Annotated in this window: 19 protein-coding genes; 13 read left to right on the top strand and 6 right to left on the bottom strand. The window is 73.3% G+C overall.

Annotated features, from left to right (window positions below; translation table 11 throughout):
• Window positions 1-119: 119 nt before the first annotated feature.
• The 6 genes from AB0C73_RS27570 to AB0C73_RS27545 are packed head-to-tail and all read left to right on the top strand — an operon-like array spanning window position 120 to window position 6,312.
• Window positions 120-1,148: a ketoacyl-ACP synthase III gene (locus AB0C73_RS27570; RefSeq protein WP_362535314.1), complete on the top strand. Its 1,029-nt coding sequence runs from the start codon at window positions 120-122 to the stop codon at window positions 1,146-1,148.
• Window positions 1,145-1,885 (top strand): glycosyltransferase, encoded by a 741-nt coding sequence (locus tag AB0C73_RS27565; RefSeq protein WP_362535311.1) that lies wholly within the window; start codon window positions 1,145-1,147, stop codon window positions 1,883-1,885. The genes AB0C73_RS27570 and AB0C73_RS27565 overlap by 4 nt, the downstream gene beginning before the upstream one ends.
• Window positions 1,885-3,420, top strand: coding sequence for a class I adenylate-forming enzyme family protein (locus AB0C73_RS27560; protein WP_362535308.1), 1,536 nt, complete (start codon window positions 1,885-1,887; stop codon window positions 3,418-3,420). Before AB0C73_RS27565 ends, AB0C73_RS27560 begins: the two co-directional genes overlap by 1 nt.
• Entirely contained in the window at window positions 3,417-4,193 is a 777-nt protein-coding gene (locus AB0C73_RS27555) for a glycosyltransferase (protein WP_362535306.1), read from the top strand. The genes AB0C73_RS27560 and AB0C73_RS27555 overlap by 4 nt, the downstream gene beginning before the upstream one ends.
• Window positions 4,190-5,392 carry a cytochrome P450 gene (locus AB0C73_RS27550; RefSeq protein WP_362535303.1) on the top strand — a complete coding sequence of 401 codons (1,203 nt, stop codon included), beginning with the start codon at window positions 4,190-4,192 and terminating at the stop codon, window positions 5,390-5,392. Before AB0C73_RS27555 ends, AB0C73_RS27550 begins: the two co-directional genes overlap by 4 nt.
• Entirely contained in the window at window positions 5,389-6,312 is a 924-nt protein-coding gene (locus AB0C73_RS27545) for an NAD(P)-dependent oxidoreductase (protein ID WP_362535300.1), read from the top strand. Before AB0C73_RS27550 ends, AB0C73_RS27545 begins: the two co-directional genes overlap by 4 nt.
• Before the next feature lie 71 nt (window positions 6,313-6,383).
• Here the strand turns inward: AB0C73_RS27545 and AB0C73_RS27540 are convergent, their stop codons facing one another.
• Window positions 6,384-6,602 (bottom strand): hypothetical protein, encoded by a 219-nt coding sequence (locus tag AB0C73_RS27540; RefSeq protein ID WP_362535298.1) that lies wholly within the window; start codon window positions 6,600-6,602, stop codon window positions 6,384-6,386.
• A 157-nt stretch (window positions 6,603-6,759) separates the two neighbouring features.
• On the opposite strand from AB0C73_RS27540, the gene AB0C73_RS27535 reads away from it, so the two are divergent.
• From AB0C73_RS27535 to AB0C73_RS27520, 4 genes are all read left to right on the top strand, one after another.
• Complete coding sequence (locus AB0C73_RS27535; RefSeq protein ID WP_362535532.1) at window positions 6,760-7,860, top strand: serine hydrolase domain-containing protein; 1,101 nt, start codon at window positions 6,760-6,762, stop codon at window positions 7,858-7,860.
• Window positions 7,861-7,942: 82 nt separating this feature from the next.
• A complete protein-coding gene (locus AB0C73_RS27530) occupies window positions 7,943-8,068 on the top strand; it encodes a hypothetical protein (protein ID WP_362535295.1) in 126 nt (41 codons plus the stop codon).
• Between the two features lie 183 nt (window positions 8,069-8,251).
• A complete protein-coding gene (locus AB0C73_RS27525; RefSeq protein WP_362535292.1) occupies window positions 8,252-8,983 on the top strand; it encodes a hypothetical protein in 732 nt (243 codons plus the stop codon).
• Complete coding sequence (locus AB0C73_RS27520) at window positions 8,970-9,578, top strand: Fic family protein (protein WP_362535290.1); 609 nt, start codon at window positions 8,970-8,972, stop codon at window positions 9,576-9,578. The genes AB0C73_RS27525 and AB0C73_RS27520 overlap by 14 nt, the downstream gene beginning before the upstream one ends.
• A gap of 157 nt (window positions 9,579-9,735) precedes the next feature.
• Here AB0C73_RS27520 and AB0C73_RS27515 read toward each other — a convergent pair whose 3' ends face one another.
• The 3 genes from AB0C73_RS27515 to AB0C73_RS27505 all read right to left on the bottom strand — a co-directional run bounded on the left by AB0C73_RS27515 (window position 9,736) and on the right by AB0C73_RS27505 (window position 13,442).
• Window positions 9,736-10,296 (bottom strand): hypothetical protein, encoded by a 561-nt coding sequence (locus AB0C73_RS27515; protein ID WP_362535289.1) that lies wholly within the window; start codon window positions 10,294-10,296, stop codon window positions 9,736-9,738.
• 461 nt (window positions 10,297-10,757) lie between these two features.
• Window positions 10,758-11,315 carry an XRE family transcriptional regulator gene (locus AB0C73_RS27510; RefSeq protein ID WP_362535287.1) on the bottom strand — a complete coding sequence of 186 codons (558 nt, stop codon included), beginning with the start codon at window positions 11,313-11,315 and terminating at the stop codon, window positions 10,758-10,760.
• A gap of 3 nt (window positions 11,316-11,318) precedes the next feature.
• Window positions 11,319-13,442: a helix-turn-helix domain-containing protein gene (locus AB0C73_RS27505; protein WP_362535285.1), complete on the bottom strand. Its 2,124-nt coding sequence runs from the start codon at window positions 13,440-13,442 to the stop codon at window positions 11,319-11,321.
• Between the two features lie 211 nt (window positions 13,443-13,653).
• On the opposite strand from AB0C73_RS27505, the gene AB0C73_RS27500 reads away from it, so the two are divergent.
• From AB0C73_RS27500 to AB0C73_RS27490, 3 genes are all read left to right on the top strand, one after another.
• The gene (locus AB0C73_RS27500; protein WP_362535282.1) at window positions 13,654-14,394 is read left to right on the top strand and encodes an SDR family oxidoreductase; all 741 of its coding nucleotides are present in this window, start codon (window positions 13,654-13,656) and stop codon (window positions 14,392-14,394) included.
• Window positions 14,395-14,482: 88 nt separating this feature from the next.
• Window positions 14,483-15,382, top strand: a complete 900-nt coding sequence (locus tag AB0C73_RS27495) for an SDR family oxidoreductase (protein WP_362535280.1) — start codon at window positions 14,483-14,485, stop codon at window positions 15,380-15,382.
• Between the two features lie 72 nt (window positions 15,383-15,454).
• Window positions 15,455-16,219, top strand: coding sequence for a TetR/AcrR family transcriptional regulator (locus AB0C73_RS27490; RefSeq protein WP_362535278.1), 765 nt, complete (start codon window positions 15,455-15,457; stop codon window positions 16,217-16,219).
• Window positions 16,220-16,427: 208 nt separating this feature from the next.
• Here AB0C73_RS27490 and AB0C73_RS27485 read toward each other — a convergent pair whose 3' ends face one another.
• Window positions 16,428-17,270: an SMP-30/gluconolactonase/LRE family protein gene (locus AB0C73_RS27485; protein ID WP_362535275.1), complete on the bottom strand. Its 843-nt coding sequence runs from the start codon at window positions 17,268-17,270 to the stop codon at window positions 16,428-16,430.
• Window positions 17,271-17,459: 189 nt separating this feature from the next.
• Window positions 17,460-18,242 carry an SDR family oxidoreductase gene (locus tag AB0C73_RS27480; RefSeq protein WP_362535272.1) on the bottom strand — a complete coding sequence of 261 codons (783 nt, stop codon included), beginning with the start codon at window positions 18,240-18,242 and terminating at the stop codon, window positions 17,460-17,462.
• Window positions 18,243-18,274 lie beyond the last annotated feature (32 nt).

The following is an 18,274-nucleotide window of genomic DNA, read 5'->3' as shown; positions in this document are numbered from 1 at the left end:
TGACCGTGACCCCGACCCTGACCCGGGTGATCCGCTGACGGTCACCGTGCCGATCACCTAGGCCGGTTGAGTACCAGCGCTCAGGCGAACGGTGCCGACGCGCTCGTAGCGTCCAGGCCATGCACATAGACCACGCCGTTCCCGCGCCGGTGCGCCGGGTGGGCATCACCTCAGTGGCCTCCTGTCTCCCGGAGCGCGAAGTGACCTCGCGGGAGCTCCAGGAGCAGATCACCGCCGCCTCCGGGCAGCGCCTGCCGGCGCGGATGCTCGAACGGGTCACCGGTATCGTCACGCGCCGGGCCGCCGCCGCGGACGAGTTCGCCTCCACGCTCGCGGTGCGGGCGGCGCGTACGGCCATCGAGCGGGCCTCCCTCACTCCGTACGACGTGGACCTGCTGGTGTTCGCCTCCGCCACCCGGGATGTCGTCGAACCGGCCACCGCGCACATCGTCCAGGCCGAACTCGGCTCCCGGGCCCACGCGTTGGACGTGACGAACGCGTGCAACAGCTTCGTCAACGGCATCGACACCGCCCGGGCGATGATCCTCGCCGGCCGCGCCCGCCGGGCCCTGGTCGTCACGGGGGAGACCCCGAGCCGCGCGGTACGGTACGCCCCGTCCGGATCCGAGCAGCTCCGTGACGGCTTCGCGGGCTACACCTTCGGCGACGCGGGAGCCGCGGTCGTCCTGGAGGCGGTGGAGCGGGGCGGGATCGGCGACGTGGACACCGAGACGCACTCCGGGCACTGGTCGGTCGGCGGCATCTTCGGCGGCGGTTCGCGCCACCCGCGCGGGGACGAGCACACGTACTTCCAAGGCGACGGCGGGCAGTTGCGCGAGGTGTTCGAGAAGGTCGGCACCTCGGTGCTCGACCGGATGCGGCAGCGCACGGGCCTGGGCTGGAGCGACTTCCGGTACGTGCTCGTGCACCAGGTCACCGTGCCGTACCTGGACCGGTTCGTGGAACTCACCGGCGTCCCCCGGGACCGGCTCGTCGTCACCGTCCCCGAGCTCGGCAACATGGCCAGCGCCACGCTCGGTGTCCAGCTCGACCGCGTTCACGAGCGCCTGCGCCCCGGTGACCGGGTCCTGTTCGTGGGCCTCGGCGGCGGCGTGAGCATCATGACGATGGTCTGGGAGAAGGCATGAACTCCCTGTGGGTGGTGGTGCCCGCGCACCAGGAGGCCACGCGGATCGGCGCCACGCTCAACGCGCTCGCGGACCAGCACGACCGTGACTTCACCCTCGTCGTCGTGGACAACGCCTCCAGCGACGACACCGCGGGTGTCGCCCACGCGTTCGCCCGCCGGGCGCCCTTCCCCGTCCATGTCCTCCGCGAACCGGAGAAGGGGGTGGGCTGCGCCGTCGACACCGGCTTCCGGTACGCGATCGAGCACGGCGCGACACAGCTCGCCCGCACCGACGCCGACTGCCTGCCGCACCCCGGCTGGACGGCCGGCGCCCGCGACGCCCTGCGGCGCGGCGCGGGACTGGTGTGCGGACGCATCGACGCCCGCCGCGACGAGCACGGGCCGCTCGGGCGCGCCGCCTTCCGCGCACTGGTCCGCGTCGCGGCCTTCTTCGGCCGCGTACGCCCCGCCCACCACCGCCGCCACGGCTACCTCGCCCCGTACCGGATGCACGCCGGCAACAACATGGCCATCACCGCCGCGCTGTACGAAGCCGTCGGCGGCATGCCGCGCCGCCCCTCGCCCACCGACCGGCTCTTCCTCAACCGGGTGCGCCGCCACACCACCGCCATCGTCCACGCCCGCGACATGGTCGTGGACAACTCCACCCGCCGGCTGCGCGCCTACGGCCTCGTCGGCACCGCCCGCTGGTACCTCGACAAGGGCCCGGGCCGTCACGGGGAGGACCCGCGCTGATGCTCGACACCCTCACGCACACCCTGCGGCGCCACCCCGACCGGCCCGCCGTCCTCGGCACCACCCGGACCGGAGCCGTACGCACCAAGGCCACCTTCGGGGACCTGGCCGACCTCGCCGACCACTGCACCGCCGCCCTCCACGGACGGGGCATCGGACGCGGCAGCACCGTCGGCGTCGCCGTACGGCCCGGGCCCCGGGCCCTGGCCGTGATGCTCGCCGTCCACCGGCTCGGCGCCCGGGCCGCGGTGCTCGACCCCGGCGCAGGACCGGACGTGCTGCGCGCCCGGCTCGCGCTCGCCCGCCCCGACCTCGTCCTCGCCGACGCCACCGCCCAGGCGGTCGCCGGCTGGGCCCGCCCGCTCGCCCGCCGGGCCCGCCTGGCCCTGCCGGACCTCGACGAGCTCGGCGGCCCGGTGGCCACGGTCGGGCCGCGGCTGCCCGGCTGCGCCCCCGCCCTGGAGACCGGCCCGCGGACCGCGCCGCTGCCGCCGCCGGTGGACGAGGACGGCGACGCCGTCATCGTGTTCACCTCGGGCACCACCTCACGCCCCCGCGCGGTGGTCCACACCCGCTCCTCGCTCGCCGCCGGCATGACCACGGTGGCCGATCTGGTACGGCCCCGAGCCGGGCGGCCCGTCCTCGGCGGCACCTTCTTCGTCCTCGTACCCTCCCTCGCGAGCGGAGCGCCGGTCGCACTGCCCGCCCGCTCCCCGCGGGTCCTGTCCCGGCAGCTGCGCCGACTCGCCCCGCAGGCCACCTATCTGACCCCGCCACAGCTGAGGCGGCTCCTTGCGGAGGGCGGCCGGTTCACCGGGAGGGTGTGGACCGGGTCGGCCCCGGCCAGTGCCGAGCTCCTCACCCGGGTCAAGCGCGCGGGTGCCGACGAGGCCTGGGGCGTCTACGCACTGACCGAACTGTTCCCCGCCGCGGCCGCCGAGCAGGCCGACAAGGCCGCCTTCACCGGCGAGGGGGACCTGGTGGGCGCGCCGCTGCCCGGGGTGGCGGCCAAGACCGACGCCTCCGGCGAGCTGCTGCTTTCCGCCCCCGCCGCCCGCGACCGCTACCTGGGCGAGGACCCGGACCCCTGGGTCGCCACCGGCGACCGGGCGCGCCTCGACGGCGGCCGGATCGTCCTGGAGGGCCGCCGCAAGGACATGGTCCTGCGGCACGCGGAGAACATCTACCCCGGCCTGTACGAGCCGGCGCTGCACGTACCGGGAGTCGAACTCGCCCTGCTCGTGGGCGTACCGGCCGGCGACGGCGACGAACGCCTCGTCGCCGTCGTCCAGCCGAGCCCCGGGACGGACCGCGACACGCTGCGGGCGGCCCTGGACCGGCCGCTGGAGCGGATGGGCACCGCCCGCCCGGACGCGCTGCTGCTCGCCGACATCCCGCTGTCGGGCCGCTCCCTGAAGCCCGACCGCGCCGCCACCGCCCGCCTCGCCGCCTGGCGCCTGGCCGAACGGGCCGAACGACACCAACGGACCGCACGGACCGAACGGACCGGACGGAGCGAACGGAGTCGGCGATGACCGCGCCCGGCGGCGCACCGCGCCTGTGGGCGGTGGTTCCCGCCTACAACGAGGAGGCCGGTATAGGGGCCACCCTCGCCGCACTCGCTTCCCAGACCGACACCGACTTCACCCTCGTCGTCGTGGACAACGCCTCCACCGACGCGACCGCCGCCGTCGTGCGCCGCTTCGCCGCCACCGCCCCCTTCCCCGTGCACGTCGTCCACGAGGAGGAACGGGGCACCGGTGCCGCCGCCGACACGGGATTCCGGTACGCCGCCGCGCACGGCGCCGAACTCCTCGTACGTACGGACGCCGACTGCCTGCCCGCCGCCGGCTGGATCGCCGCCGCGCGCTGGGAGTTCACCCGGGGGAGGGAGATGGCGTGCGGCCGCAGCCTGCCACGCCACGACGAGTCGCCCTCACCGGCCGAGCGGTACCTGCTCCCCGCACTCGTCAGGGCGACCGCGCTGTACGGGCGCTACCGCACCGAACACCGGCACCCGCGCTACCGCGCACCCTATGTGCTGTGCCACGGCCACAACCTCGCCATCACGGCCGCGCTCTACCTGCGCTGCGGAGGCACGCCCCGCACCCCGCTCGAGGGACCGCCCGAGGACGTCGCCCTGCTCAACCGGGCGCGCACGTACAGCGCCCGGATCGCCCGGGCCGAGCGCATGGTGGTCCACACCAGCCTGCGCCGCCTGCGGGCCTGGGGCGCCTGCCGGACCCTGCTGTGGTGCTGGGACCGCCGCTACCGACCCACCAACCCAGAACAGGTGCACATCAGGTGACCAGGCCTCCCACGCTCACCCCCACCCTCACCGCCGCCCCTGACACCTCTGCCGACGCCTCCGCGCTCCGCGCCGCCCGGCGCCGCGACCGGCGCGTGTACACCCGCTCCCACCCCGTGCTGTTCGCCCTCCTCGCCGCCACCCGCCGCCGCGCGGTCACCCGTATCGGCGGCGCGGTACTGGTGCACGGCACCGAGCCGTACCGGCAGGCCCTCACCCGTGTCCCGCTGGACCGCACCGCCGCCGGCACCACCGGTGGCGCCGCCCGGGAACTGTCCGCGGGCGGCGCCCTGTCCGGCGGCACCCTGTTCGACCAGGAGGGCACCGGCCACCGCGCCACCCGGCGCGCCGTCGCCGACGAGCTCGGCGCGGCCGGGGTGGAGCGGCTGCGCCCGGTGTGGCAGGACGTCCTGGCCCGCCGCCTCGCCCCGCTCGCCGAGGGCCGCGGCATCGACCTCGTACCCCTGGCCCGCGAACTGGCCGGGGCCACCGTCTGCGCGCTCCTGGAAACGACCCGCGACCCGCAGGCCGTCGCCGCGGCGGCCGCCCGGGCAGCGGCCGCCGCCGTGCGCGACCACCTGCCCGGCCCGAGGCTGACCGGAACTGCCCGGGCGGCCGCTGCGGCGACGGCACGGCTGGAGGCCCTGCTCGCCCCGGCCGGCGGGCCCGGCGCGGCGGCGGACACCGCCCTGCGGGCGATGCTCGCGGTCGCCGCCGTCAACACCACCGTCGCCGCCCTGCCCCGCGCCGCCGCCTGGTGCGCGGACGCCGGGTTGTGGGACCAGGCGGCGGACGACCGGCTGCGCCCGGCGCTGGTGGACGAACTGCTGCGGGTGATCGCCCCCTCCCCGCTGCTGCCCCGCGTGGCGGCGGCCGACGCCGAGCTGGACGGCTGCCCGGTACGGGCCGGGGACCGCCTGATCCTGGTGGCCCGGCACGCCGCGCGCGCCCACAGCGAACCACCCGATGCCCGTCGGCCCGCTCCGCCCACCATGGCCCGTCTCGTCTTCGGCGCCGGCAGCCACGCCTGCCCCGGCGCGCGCCTGGCCCGTGCCCAGCTCGACGACACCCTCGCCGCGCTCGCCCCTCACCGCCCCACCGTCCGGCACGCCCGCGCCGACCGGGGTGCGGCCCTGCCCGGCTGGCGCTCCCTCACCGTCCGGGCGACTGCCGTCCGTTGCTCCCCGGAGGACCGATGACCACGATCGCCGTCACCGGCGCGAGCGGCTTCTGCGGCTCTCACGTCGCCGAAGCGGCCGCCGCCCGCGGCGCCGACGTCCTGTGCGTCGGCCGCCGCCCCGGCCCGGTCGGGCGCCACATCCCCTGGGACGCCGCACGCGAGGTGCCGGACCTGTCCGGCGCCGACCTCGTCGTGCACTGCGCGGCGGCCGTCGGCGACCCGGTACCCGGCTCCCCGGCCGAGGCCGGCATGCACGCCGTCAACGTCGAGGGCACGGCGCGCCTGCTCCGGGCAGCCGCCGGCCGGCCGGTGGTCTGGGTGAGCAGCGCCAGCGTCTACGCCCCCGGCCCCGGACGCTCCCGCATCACCGAGGACCACCCGGTCCACGGGCACCTGAACGCCTACGGCCGCACCAAGGCCGCCGGCGAGGCGCTGGCCCTCGCCGCGGGCGCCGTGGTCCTGCGCCCGCGCGCGGTCTACGGCCCCGGCGACCCGCACCTGGTGCCCCGCCTGCTGTCCCGCGTCCGCCGCGGCCTGCTGATGCTGCCCGGCCCCAGCGTCCCCCTCAGCCTGACGGCCGTCCAGAACCTCACCGACGCCTGCCTGACGGCCGCCGCCTGGCCACCGGGCGCGTACAACATCGCCGACCCGGCTCCGTACGACCGCGACGAGGCGATCCGCACGGTCCTCCACGCCCACGGCACACGGGCCCGCATCGCCCACATCCCCCTGCCGCTGGCCCGCTTCGCCGCGTCCGCCACCCAGGCGCTGTGCCGCCTGCGCCCCCACACGGAGCCACCGCTCACCCACTACGCCGTCGACCAACTGGCGCACTCCGTGGTCCTGGACGTGTCCAGGGCCGAATCCCAGGGGTGGGTGGCCGGTCACACCCTCAAGGACTACGAGACCGCACTGCCGAGCGCCCTGCCGAGCAGGTGAACGCCTGTCACACCGGCCGGCCTCGCGGCCCTGCACGGACATGGGGCCCGGCCCGGAGCGCAGGAAGCCCCTCAGCCGTCCCCGGAGTACCGCGCACCGCCGCCGGCCGAATCGGCGGTGCGCCGGGTCTCCGCGAGATGGACGTCGATGTGCCGGGCGAGAACCAGCGGGTCCTGGGGATTGTCGGCCTGGAAGGTCAGGTGCGGTCGTGCCGCGATCCGGGGCCAGATGGCGTAGGGACCGCGCGGCGCAACTGCGCCGGCGGGGGAGGGGACCGATGCTGTGCACACCGGACCCTTCCTGTCGTCCGGCAGCCGTCCGCACCTCGCCCGAAGGAGACAACACGTGACTGTCCCCGTCCCCGCACCTGCGGCCGGCCTCACCCGGCGCGCCGTCGGCACCGCCCTCGCGGCCGGGGTCCTGCTGACGGGCGTGGCGGCGACGCACGTGTCCGCCGACGCACCTGCCCCTGCCGCCCACGGCACGTACGACAAGGGTCTCCAGCGCGCCCTGGCCGACTTGGTGGCCGCGCCTGGCGGCCCGCCCGGCGCGATCGCGGTACTCACCCGGGACGGCGAACGGCGGGTCTACCGGGCCGGTACAGCCGAGGTGGGCACAGGGCGCCCGCCCCGCACCGGGGACCACATGCGCATCGCGAGCGCGGCCAAGGCCTTCAGCGGAGCAGTGGCTCTCAGCCTGGTCGACCGCGGCGCCCTCGCCCTCGACGACACGATCGGCGAACGCCTGCCCCACCTCCCCGCCGCCTGGCATGCGGTGACACTGCGCCAACTCCTCCAGCACACCAGCGGCCTGCCCGACTACAGCAAGAGCCAGGCGTTCGGGGACATCATCCGCGCCGACCCCCGGCACCACTTCGAATCCCGCCGCCTGCTGGAGTTCGCGGCCGACCAGGGCCTCGCCTTTCCGCCCGGCAGCCGCTACGCCTACTCCAACTCGGACAACATCGCGGTCGCGCTGATGTCCGAACAGGCCACAGGGCGCCCGTACGAGTCGCTGCTCCGAGACCTGGTGTACCGGCCGCTCGGCCTGCGCGAAACCAGCCTGCCTCAGGGCTACCGCCTGCCCCACCCCTACCTGCACGGTTACGCCACCGCCCCGGGCGAGCCGCCCGAGGACGTCAGCGAGGCGATCAGCGCGTCCGGCGCCTGGGCCTCGGGCGGCATCGTCTCCACCCCCGCCGACCTCTCCACCTTCATCGGCGGCTACGCCGGTCCCCGGCTGCTGACCCCGCCCACCCGCCACGCCCAGCGCCAATTCCTGCCGGGCGGCGCTTCCGAACCCGCCGGCCCCGGCACCAACGCGGCCGGCCTCGCCCTGTTCCGCTACACCACCCGCTGCGGCACCGTCCTCGGCCACACCGGCAACACCCCCGGCTACACCCAGTTCGCCGCCGCCACCCCGGACGGCCGCCGGACGATCACCGTCTCCGTGACCAGCCAGGTCCCCCTCGACCCGGACCTGCTCGCCCGCCTGCGGGCCACCGAGGAGAAATTCGTCTGCGCCCTGCTGGACCACGGCCACCGCTGAACCGGCTGCCGCCGCCGAGCGGGAGTCCCGGTCCGCCCCCGCCTCGCCCAACGTCCGGGCCCCCACGGGCTAGGTTGCCCCCATGCACCTCACCCCTGATGACGAGATACGCACGTGTGACGAGCTCGCCGCATTCGTCCGCGACCTGCACCAGGACTACCTCCGGCGAGGACACGAAGCCCTCAGCGCGGCCACCGTCTACGAGTAGGCGACGCGACCGCCGAGCCCGGCGGGTTCGGCACCGTGGGGCGGGCACGGGATCCGCCTTTGCGGACCGCCCGCGGAAAATGGTTCGCCATCCCGGGGTTTGCGGGCCGAGACTGGTGGGCTGATCACATCGGACGGAGAGAGCGGGCGGCCGACACTGTCGTACAACCGGAACACCCTGCCCTTGCCTGAGAACCTCGTACCGCCTGCCACTGGACTGGAGAGCTGGGCTGATGTCGATCCGGCCCTCCATCCCTTCGACTGGGACGAGGACGAGGAGGGCAACCTGCGTGCGCTGGTTCGTGAATGGGTGCCGCCCGTGCTCTCCGGCATGGCGGGCTGGTGGCAGGCCGAACACTGGTGTGAACGCCAGGTGGACGCGATCATCCGAGATCGCTACGGGGACTGGGCGCAGGGGTGGAACTGGTGTTACCGGTACGGCGGGCCGATCGGCAGCTGGGTCACGGGGGCGAGCTCGGTGACCACTCCTGATGAGACCGTAGGTCGCGTCGTGGCGGCTCTGCTGGAGTGGCGTGCGTGGTTGGAGCGAACAGCCCAGCGGTTCGAGGAGCTGGCGCCACCGCCGCAGGCCTCTCCCGAGGATCGCAGCTGGCATCTGGAGCGGGCCTGTGTCCGGCTCGTGACGCACGCGCTGGACTCGGGCGCGGAGGGAGGCTGGCACGGGCAGGCCGCGCGGGTTCTGCGCTGGTTCCTTGCCACCACCGGCATGGGCCGGGCCGAGGCCGAGCAGGCGGTGGAGAGCGCGATCGGCGGCCGCTTCGAGAGCTGGGTGTACCCGGGGCGGACGCTGATCGAATCCGTCGGCGAGGACCTCGCCGTCGGACTCACCGGTCAGGCCCCCTACCAGGACCACCGTGAACGGGAAGGTCTGGAGGATCTCCATGACCGCTGCTGACAGCCTTTCGATCTGGCTGTCCGTACGAGGTGAGGCCGACTGGCACCGCGCGCCAGCTCTGCGGCGGGAACCGACGGTGCGGGACGGCTTTCGGGCCTGGTGCGAAGGGCCGGTCCACCGACGCGATCCCGTACGTGCGAGGCGCCTCCTCCGAGCCCATGCCCGGGCGCGATCCGATGCCACGCGCCGAGCCCCACTGGACTTCGCCCTGCTGGCCTCCTGGCAATGCGAGGTGCTCGGCGAAACAGAGGCGCCGTTCCGCACGAACGACGCCTACGCGAAATCGGGCCGCGAGCGCTACGGCCTGACGCCGCGCACCCAGGCCGACTTTGCCGCCTGCCTGCGCGAGGCGACCGAAACGGAGCTCCCGCCGGCGGCCCGTGCGGCCCGCGCGTACCTCGATGTGGCGTTCTTCCACCCCTTCACCGACGGCAATGCCCGCGCGGCCCTGCTGACTCTGGTCCACGTCCTGGGCCGCGAGGACATCGTCCTTCCGGAGGTCGCCCCGCTCCAGACCACCCGCTATGCGGACGATCCGGCGGGCGCCGCCGACCTGGCCACTCTCATCGGCGTACTCAACCGCCGCCGATACTGAAGCCTTCAGCGGGGAGCGACGACCTCCTCTGCGACTTCCGCCCGAGGAGGAACGGGCCGAGGTCGCCGATGTCGCCGCACGGAACGAGTGCTTCCCCACGTCAGTTCTCGGACTCGCGGCTGGGCCCGCGGCACCTGATGACAGGGACTGCTGAGGTTCAGCCGTGGGTGGCCTTCACGAACTTGTCCGTTGCCAACCGAGCCAGCGGCTCGAAGTCCTTGTGGCCGGACGGGTCGGTCGGCGTGTATTGAAAACTCAGTACCTCGGTCCCGTGGGACAGCACCACCACGTCCGCCTGGAGGTGCAGGGGCCCGCCTTGACGCCCCGCTGACAATCGGAACGCTTCGGAGCCCGCCGCGAACCGTGGCGCCGGCAGTCGCGAGGCGCTCACGTTCATGGTGGTTCCCTTCAGCGACGTGGTGAAGGCGGGGCATTCGTCGAGCGCGCCGCGGACCCGGACGACATGGTCCATTGCTCCGGAGCCCGAGTAGGCCACGACCCGGGTGCTGATATGGGCTTCACCCGCACCGTGCCGGAACCACGCGCCCGAAGTCGCCTCCGGCCCCCAGAGCACGTCTTCCATCAGGCCGGCCAAGGGCCGGCACACCGGGTCGCTGACCGCCAAGGCGCTTCGGCCCACGCCGGGGGCGCGCCTCTGCCACTCGGCCAGCAGGTCGGCCTCGCTCAGCATGGCGGCCTGGCGCTGTCCTTCGGTCATGGGCGCTGTCGCGGCGGCCGGGGCCGGGCGGGCAGCCGGAGACCGCGGCGCCGACGGCGCGGCGCCTCTGGTCTCGTCAGCGGACGGACCGGGCGCGCACGCCGCCGCAAGGACGATCAAGGAGACGCTGAGGACGGCGAGTGAAGCGCCGCGGATGCGGGAGTGCATGATGAGCTGCCTTGACGAAGGCGCGACGTGGCGCGCTTGGGACGTTCCGGCCCCCTCGGACACCCGGAACGGCGTGGATCCTATACGAGGAGGAGTACGAACGAGCTGGAGTCCAGCACGTACGCCTAGACCGCCCCGCCGCGCTGGCACGTGATCAGGATCGGCGTCCCCATGCGAGAGCCGAACGGGCCGGCCATCCCGCTCAGGGAGCCGACGCGCATGAGCGTGGGCCGACTGACGTGCTCAGCGACAGGAACGGGTGTGGGGCTGGGGCCCGGTGGCTGCTGTCCGGGTCAGTAGTCGAGGTCGAGGTAGTCGATGTCGTTGAGGGTGACGTCGGAGAGTGCTGTGGCGCGACCGCCGCTGTCCTGGAAGTAGATCTCCTTGAATCCCTCGGCGATGATCCCGCGCAACTCCTGGTCGCCGGCGCCCGTGTCGCGGGCGTCGAACAGGCGTTGTGCGTAAGCCGGGGGGAGGTGCACGGTGAGGCGGCGGAATCTTCCGTCGTCGGTGGTGCCGACCGGCGCGGTGTAGCCGAAGCGGGCCCTGGTCTCCACGGTGATCCCACCGGTGGTGGCGGCCTTCTTCTGCCGGCGTCTGCGCACCAGCGGCTGCCACCGTTGCCGTACGGCGTCGTCGATCTTCGCGGCGATGTCGGGGCGGGCGTGCTTGCGGGCCCCGCGCCGGTAGCGGTTGACGGAGTCGGCGGTGACGCCGATCTGCGCCGCGACGGCCTTCGCGCTGCCGAACTGCTTGATCAGGAAGCCGATCTGGCCCTTGAGCGTCTTGGGCGGGGCCTTGGTGAACGCCTCGCGGTCGGCGCGCTCGATGGCGTCGTCGATCTCGCCCATGGTCTACTCCCCGTCCTCGAGGACGGCGTCGCCGCCCTTGATGTGGCGGGCCGGGTTCAGGCCCTGCTCCATCAGTTCCACCGCCCAGAGCATCGACTGGACGCCCTCCAGCTTGGCCAGGCCCGGCGTGGGCCCGAGGCGGAACCCGCCGGGCTGGATCTTGCCGGACGCGGCGTAGGGCAGGAAGTCCAGCGGCGAGGCGCCCGGCGAGGGGTAGACCACGCAGTCGGACAGCACGGCGAGCGGGTACAGGCCCGTCATCCGGGCCATGTTCAGCAGTTTGCGGTGCATGTTGACCCGTGCCTTGGAGATGACGGCAGCCCGGATGTCGGGGCGCCAGGTCGGCCGCTCCAGAGCCGGCCACCGCTCGCCCTCCTTGTAGCGGCGGCCCTGCGGGCGTTCGCGGAGCTTGCCGATGCCGCCCTTCACGGTGGCCTTGATGGCCGCGAGGACGGCGGCCAGGGCCGGGTCGGCCTGCTTGTGCCGCTCCATCGCGGCGAGGAACCCCGCGTCGTCCAGGTCCTTGGTGACACCGAGGTCGGCGAGCGTGTCGACGTACGCGTTCTTGAGCCGGTCGTGCCACGGGTCCAGGTACGCCCCGGTCTCGCGGCGCAGGTACGCCTCCATCGGATGGACGTCGTGGCCGAGCTCCTGGGCGTAGGCGACGGTGTACGTCTGGTACCAGGCGGGGCCCGCCGGACGGGAGCCGTCCGGCGTGAACGGCGAGGGCAGGCGCGGGTCCAGCTCGATGGAGGAGAGGTCGACCAGCCAGCTCCCGGGGATCTTCGGGTTGAACTTCACGTTGTGGAAGTGATCCGGGGCGGACAGGCCGACGACCAGGCGGGCCGCGGCCGCGAGGAAGGCGGTGTTGAGGTCCAGGCCGACCGCGAAGGGCAGCAGGCACTCCTCGTCGCTGAGCGAGTCCACCGACCGCACCCACTGGTACGCCTCCTCGTTGAGGAACCCGCCACTCCAGCCGGACTGAACGACGACAGGGTGCTCCGGGGGCGCCTCCGGCGGCGCCGGGTCCATCGGCTCCGTCCCGAGCGAACCCGGGTTGTGGCCGGAGGTCCAGTTGCCGGTCTTCTCGTCGCGTTCCGGCTTCGTCGGCGGGCGCAGTGCTGTCATCAGCTCCAGGCCCGAGACGGCCGTGGATCCGCGCGGGGTGATGACCCGCTGGGCGTACACCCCGAGTACGCGGGCGATGTCGGCCGGCTCCATCCCGCTCACGTCGGGCCAGGAGCGCTCGTCGAGGGCGTCCCACGACAGGATGGCCAGCTGCACGCACTGCCGCTCGCGGCCCTGTGCCTTGCGGTAGATCCGCGCCCACGGGCCGAACCCGCGCTGCGTGAGCTGCCACTTCGCACGTCCCACCTGTTTGACGACCGGGTGGTCCTCCGGCAGACGCAGGGAGCGGCGCTGCTCGTGGCCTTCCAGACGCTCCGGCAGCCCGAGCCTCACCGCGGCCGCCGCCGTGAGCACGATCAGAGGGTCGGAGTCCTTGCCGTGGCGGTTGAGTTTCGGCGCACCGAGGCCGGACTCCTTGAGGGTCCACTCCACCAGCTCCACCACGGTGGAGGCCGGGCAGTCGAGCACGATGCCGTCGATGCCGTACGCGGAGCCGTCACCGTCAAGGACGGCGAGCGGGCCGTGCGGGAACCGAGGATCGGCTACGGGCTTCGCCGCCTTCTTCGCGGCCGGACGCTGTGATGCCGCGGCCGGCCGGGTGGCGGGACGTGCTGACCGGGTGGTGGGACGTGCCGGCCCCGTGGCCGGAACGGTGACAGCCTGCGGGGCGTCGGCCGTCTCCGCCTCGGATGCCGCCGGTTCATCGCACGCCGCTGCCGCCGCCGGCGTAACAGCCGAGGCCGCACCGCGGGTGGGATATTTCGCCGCCCATCCGTTCAGCAGTCGCTGGTAGGCATCCAGGCGCGGCGACTTCGGCTCGCTCCGGCCGTTCTCCCAGTTCTTCACCGACTGGGTCGTCGTCTTCAGCGCGGTCGCCAGGCGGGCCTGCGTGATGCCGGCGGCCTCACGCAGCCGGGCGCGCTCCGCCGGAGGCGGGAGCTGCGGCTCCTCGTTCAACAGAGCGTCGACGGACGCGAACAGCTCTTCCTCGGACGCCATCCCCTGCACCTTCACGTCAGGACCCGATACTCCTTAACCCAAAACTTAGCCCATTCCTTAACCTTCCCGTGCCCCTTCCCGTCCTGGCGTGGCGAGGAGGGGGGATCGTTCTCGCTCGTTCTGAAGAATCCCGCCGCCGATATGGACGGTGCGTTCATTACGTGCTTATATGTATGTGTCGTTCATTTGTTGGACCGGAAGGAGAACAGTCATGAGTACCCCCGTCACCAAGCGCGTCGCGCTGATCACCGGCGGCTCGGGCGGAATCGGCCGTGCCGTGGCCGAGCGGCTCGCCCAGGACGGTCTCGCGGTCGCCGTGCAGTACGCGGGCAACAAGGCCAGGGCCGAGGAGACCGTGTCCGCGATCACCGCGGCCGGTGGCAGTGCCCTCGCGGTGGGCGGCGACGTCGCAGACGAGAGTGCGATGCGCGCGGCGTTCGACGCGGTCGAGGCGGCCTTCGGCGGCGTCGACGTGGTCGTGAACACCGCGGGCATCATGATCCTGGGCCCGATCGCGACATTCGACCTCGCCGACCTGGACCGGATGCACCGCACGAACATCCGCGGCACATTCGTCGTCTCCCAGCAGGCGGCGCGCAGTGTTCGCCCGGGTGGTGCGATCGTCAACTTCTCGACGTCGGTGGTGCGCACCCAGCTGCCGGCCTACGGCGCCTACGTCGCGAGCAAGGCCGCGGTCGAGGGTCTGACCCTCACCCTGGCCCGTGAGCTGCGCGGCCGGGACATCACCGTCAACGCCGTCGCCCCCGGCCCCACCGCCACACCGCTGTTCCTGGACGGCAAGGACGACGCCACCGTCGCGAACTTCGCCAAGGCGACCCCGCTCGAGCGGCTGGGCCGGCCCGAGGACATCGCCGAGGTCGTCTCGTTCCTCGCCGGCCCCGCGCGCTGGGTCAACGGACAGATCCTCTACACCAACGGCGGCCTCGCCTGACCTCCGTATCCCCGTAACCCCGTATCCCCGTAACCCCGTGTCCCCGCATCATCCGGCCTTGCCCGCACTGTCGAAAGGAACCAGGTCCATGTCCATCACCGGCAACGTCGTCGTCATCACCGGCGCCTCCAGCGGTTTCGGGGCCCTGACCGCCCGCGCGCTGGCCGACGCAGGCCACACGGTCTACGCCGGCATGCGCCAGACCGCCGGCCGCAACGCGCCCCAGGTCCGGGCCGCCGCCGACTACGCCCACGAGCACGACGTCGACCTGCGCTCCATCGAGCTCGACGTGAATGCCCAGGACTCGGTCGACACCGCCATCAGGCGGATCGAGGCCGAGCACGGCCACATCGACGTGCTGATCCACAACGCCGGGCACATGGTGACAGGAGCGGCTGAGGCGTTCACCCCCGACCAACTCGCCGAGCTCTACAACGTGAACGTGCTGTCCACCCAGCGCGTCAACCGCGCCGCGCTGCCGGGCATGCGCCGGCGCGGACAAGGACTGGTGGTCTGGGTGTCCAGCACCAGCGTCAAGGGCGGCACCCCGCCCTACCTCGCCCCCTACTTCGCCGCCAAGGCCGGCATGGACTCCCTGGCGGTGTCCTACGCCGGCGAACTCGCCCGCTGGGGCGTGGAGACCTCGATCGTCGTTCCCGGCTCGTTCACCAGCGGCACCAACCACTTCGCCCACTCCGGCCGCCCCGACGACACCGCCGTCGAGGCCGAGTACGAGACCAGGTACGCCGGCCTGATGGACCAGGTGGCGGCCAAACTCGCCGCCCTCGCCCCCCAGGGCGTGACCGCGGCGCTGGTCTCCGACGAGATCGCCCGCATCGTCGCCCTGCCCGCCGGACAGCGCCCCTTCCGCGTCCACATCGACCCCGCCGACGACGGATCCGAGGAGGTCTCCGAGGTCGCCGACCGCATCCGCCGTGAATTCCTCACCCGCATCGACCTCGCCGACCTGCTCACCGTCCAGCGCTGACACCCCGGGCCCGGGACGGGGAGCGACGCCGGTCGTCCCGCCCTGGCGCCCGACACCACCGAGGCGATCAGCATGACCAGCATCGAAACCCCGGCCGTCCCCCAGGCGTTCATCGAGGCGACCGACCGCAGGGACGCCGACGCGCCGCCGCGTTCACCCATGACGCCGGCCTCGACGGAAACCGACATCACCCCCGGCAACCGAGCAGGAGCACACATGGTCGACAAGGCGAACGGCCCCATCGCCAAGGAGGGCAGAGGCCGCGGACGAGGGCGCCGACCCGCGGACGAGGTCCGGGCGGACGTCCTGCGAACCGTCGGCGACCTCCTGCTCACCGAAGGCATCGCCGACCTCACCTTCGAACGCATCGCCAGGGCATCTGGCGTCAGCAAGACCACCCTCTACAAATGGTGGCCCTCCAGAGGAGCGCTCGCCCTGGACGGCTACTTCCACGCGGTCGAGCAGACGCTCGCCTTCCCCGACACCGGAGACATCCGCGCCGACCTGCTCACCCAACTCCGCGCCTTCGCCCACGTGATGACCCACACCCCGGGCGGGCGCGTACTGACCGAGCTGATCGGCGCGTCACAGACCGACGAGGACCTGGCCACCGCCTACCGGAAGCTGTACTCCTCACACCGGCGCCGGCTGGCGGCGGAGCGCCTCCACCGGGCTCAGGAACTCGGCCAGATCCACACCGGCATCGACGTGCAGGTCCTCGTCGACCAGCTCTGGGGCGCCGTCTATCACCGACTGCTCATCCCCGACGAACCTGTCACCGACGACTTCGTCGTCGCGCTCGTGAACAACCTCCTGGACGGAGTCCGCCCGAGGTAGGACGGTCGTGACCGCGGAGGGGAGACCTCACGGACGAGCAGTGAGCTGCCGGTGTTCCGTGCCGTGACGCGCCGATCGAGTACGGCCCACGCCGCATCTGGCCGTCGAGCAGAGCCGGAAGCCTGTGTCCCTCGTGACGGGGAGGGGCCCTTCGGCGGCGGCATGGTTCGGTAGATCGCCCTCGGCCCGGGCGTGCCCTGGCGCCCGGTCACGGCCATCCCGCCCCCGGTACTTCGACCTCGACGGCCAGCACCTGCCCGGATCCCGGTGCGACCAGTTCGTCGACGCCCATGCCGCGCCACTCGGCGGCCGTCACGAACAGGGTCCTTCGCTCAGGCCCGCCGAGGGCGCAGGCGAAGGCGCCGCGGTCCAGGGCGACCGTCTGCAGAACCGAGCCGCCCTCCGCGACCCGCACGCACCGCCGGTTCGGCACGTCGGCGTACCACACCGCGCCCTCCGCGTCGGCGCAGATGCCGTCCGGCGCCGCACCGTCCAGGCCCGCCCACACCCGCCGCCCGGACAGGCCGCCGTCGGCGCCGATGTCCAACGCCACGAGTTCGCTGCGGTGGGAGTCCGCCACGATGAGCGTCGAGCCGTCCGGGGTCACCGCCATCCCGTTGGGGAACGCGAAGCCGCCCGCGGCCTCGCGTACCGTCCCGTCCGCCGTGACCAGCGCGACCGAACCGGGCCGGAACTCCTCCCCGGCCATCGGGTTGTAGCCGAGCCGGTTCACGTAGGCGTTCCCGCGGCCGTCCACCACGATGTCGTTCCAGCCGGGCCTGCCGAGGTCGGCGTAGAGGGACAGCGACCCGTCGGCGTCCCGTACGAGCAGCCGACCGTCCGGTGAGGAGACCACGAGCAGCCGGCCGTCCGGGAGCCAGGCGCTGCACAGGGGCAGCGACTTCACCCGTGCGATGACCTCGCTCGTACCCGCGAGGTCGACGGCCAGGACCTCGCCCGCCGACCAGTCGGAGAAGTACAGCCGGCCGTCGTGCCAGCGCGGTGCCTCGACCAGCCCGCGGCCGGCGAGGAGGACTCGGGGCTCGCTCATCTCGGACACTTTCCTTCCGGTCGCGACCCGGCCGGTGATCCGGCCTGATCAACGCTATCGTCGCACGGCGCCGAAGACGGTGAAGGCCCGCCGGACGAGCGCCGCCCTCGACGGTCCCGCCCTGTTCCCCGCGTGCGCGGGGATGTTGCCACGGGTGGCACGTCTGACGGCGAGGGGTGGCGGTGTCGGTCAGCGCATCAGTTCCCCGGCGTTGACGAGCAGCGACTGTCCGGTGATCGCCCGCGCCCGGTCCGAGGCGAGGAAGGCCGCCGCCTCCGCCACGTCCCCGTCCGTCGCCAGGTCCGGCAGCGCCAGCCGATCGGTGAGCCGGGCCAGCACCTCGGTCTCCGGCACCTGCTCGGTGTGCGCCGTGAGCTGTACGTACGCCTGCACCGGCGGCCCCCACATCCAGCCCGGCAGCACCGTGTTGACCCGGATCCGGTGCGGCCCGAGCTCGCGGGCCAGCGAGTACATCGCCGAGGTCAGCGCCCCCTTCGACGCCGCGTACGCCGCCTGCCGCACCTGAGAGGGCGCCGCCACCGCCGACTGCGTGCCGATCAGGACCACGGAACCGCCCAGCCGCTTGAGGGCGGGCAGGCAGGCCCTGGTCATCCGCAGCGTGCCGAGCAGGTTCACGTCCAGGACGCCCTGCCAGGTGCCGAAGTCGGCGTCCTCCAGGCCCCCGAAGTACGAGTCCCAGGCGGCCACGTGCACCACCGCGTCGATCCCGCCGAAGCGCTCCACGGCGAGCGCGGCGAGCGCCTCGCACTGGTCCTCGTCGGTGATGTCGGTCGGCCGGTACGCGGTCCTGGCGCCGTCCGGGTCGATCTCGGCGGCCGCCTTGGCGAGGTTGGCCCCGGTGCGCGCGCCGAGGACGGCGTTGCCTCCGTCCCGTACCACCGTCTCGGCCACCCGGTGCCCGAGCCCGGCGCCGACGCCCGACACCACGACCGTCTTTCCCTGAAGCAGCATCGCGGCCTCCCCGGCCCTGTGCATTCATCTGA

It is taken from the genome of Streptomyces sp. NPDC048623 (assembly GCF_040650755.1).
In the GTDB taxonomy this organism is placed as follows: Bacteria; Actinomycetota; Actinomycetes; order Streptomycetales; family Streptomycetaceae; genus Streptomyces.
This window is presented reverse-complemented; position numbering and strand designations above follow the sequence as displayed.

Coding starts and splice junctions, on each gene's coding strand:
- AB0C73_RS27555 (WP_362535306.1), top strand. CDS start 3,417: ATGACCGCGCCCGGCGGCGCACCGCGCCTGTGGGCGGTGGTTCCCGCC.
- AB0C73_RS27480 (WP_362535272.1), bottom strand. CDS start 18,242: ATGCTGCTTCAGGGAAAGACGGTCGTGGTGTCGGGCGTCGGCGCCGGG.
- AB0C73_RS27565 (WP_362535311.1), top strand. CDS start 1,145: ATGAACTCCCTGTGGGTGGTGGTGCCCGCGCACCAGGAGGCCACGCGG.
- AB0C73_RS27560 (WP_362535308.1), top strand. CDS start 1,885: ATGCTCGACACCCTCACGCACACCCTGCGGCGCCACCCCGACCGGCCC.
- AB0C73_RS27490 (WP_362535278.1), top strand. CDS start 15,455: ATGACCAGCATCGAAACCCCGGCCGTCCCCCAGGCGTTCATCGAGGCG.
- AB0C73_RS27485 (WP_362535275.1), bottom strand. CDS start 17,270: ATGAGCGAGCCCCGAGTCCTCCTCGCCGGCCGCGGGCTGGTCGAGGCA.
- AB0C73_RS27515 (WP_362535289.1), bottom strand. CDS start 10,296: ATGACCGAAGGACAGCGCCAGGCCGCCATGCTGAGCGAGGCCGACCTG.
- AB0C73_RS27530 (WP_362535295.1), top strand. CDS start 7,943: ATGCACCTCACCCCTGATGACGAGATACGCACGTGTGACGAGCTCGCC.
- AB0C73_RS27510 (WP_362535287.1), bottom strand. CDS start 11,315: ATGGGCGAGATCGACGACGCCATCGAGCGCGCCGACCGCGAGGCGTTC.
- AB0C73_RS27500 (WP_362535282.1), top strand. CDS start 13,654: ATGAGTACCCCCGTCACCAAGCGCGTCGCGCTGATCACCGGCGGCTCG.
- AB0C73_RS27520 (WP_362535290.1), top strand. CDS start 8,970: ATGACCGCTGCTGACAGCCTTTCGATCTGGCTGTCCGTACGAGGTGAG.
- AB0C73_RS27570 (WP_362535314.1), top strand. CDS start 120: ATGCACATAGACCACGCCGTTCCCGCGCCGGTGCGCCGGGTGGGCATC.
- AB0C73_RS27545 (WP_362535300.1), top strand. CDS start 5,389: ATGACCACGATCGCCGTCACCGGCGCGAGCGGCTTCTGCGGCTCTCAC.
- AB0C73_RS27495 (WP_362535280.1), top strand. CDS start 14,483: ATGTCCATCACCGGCAACGTCGTCGTCATCACCGGCGCCTCCAGCGGT.
- AB0C73_RS27505 (WP_362535285.1), bottom strand. CDS start 13,442: ATGGCGTCCGAGGAAGAGCTGTTCGCGTCCGTCGACGCTCTGTTGAAC.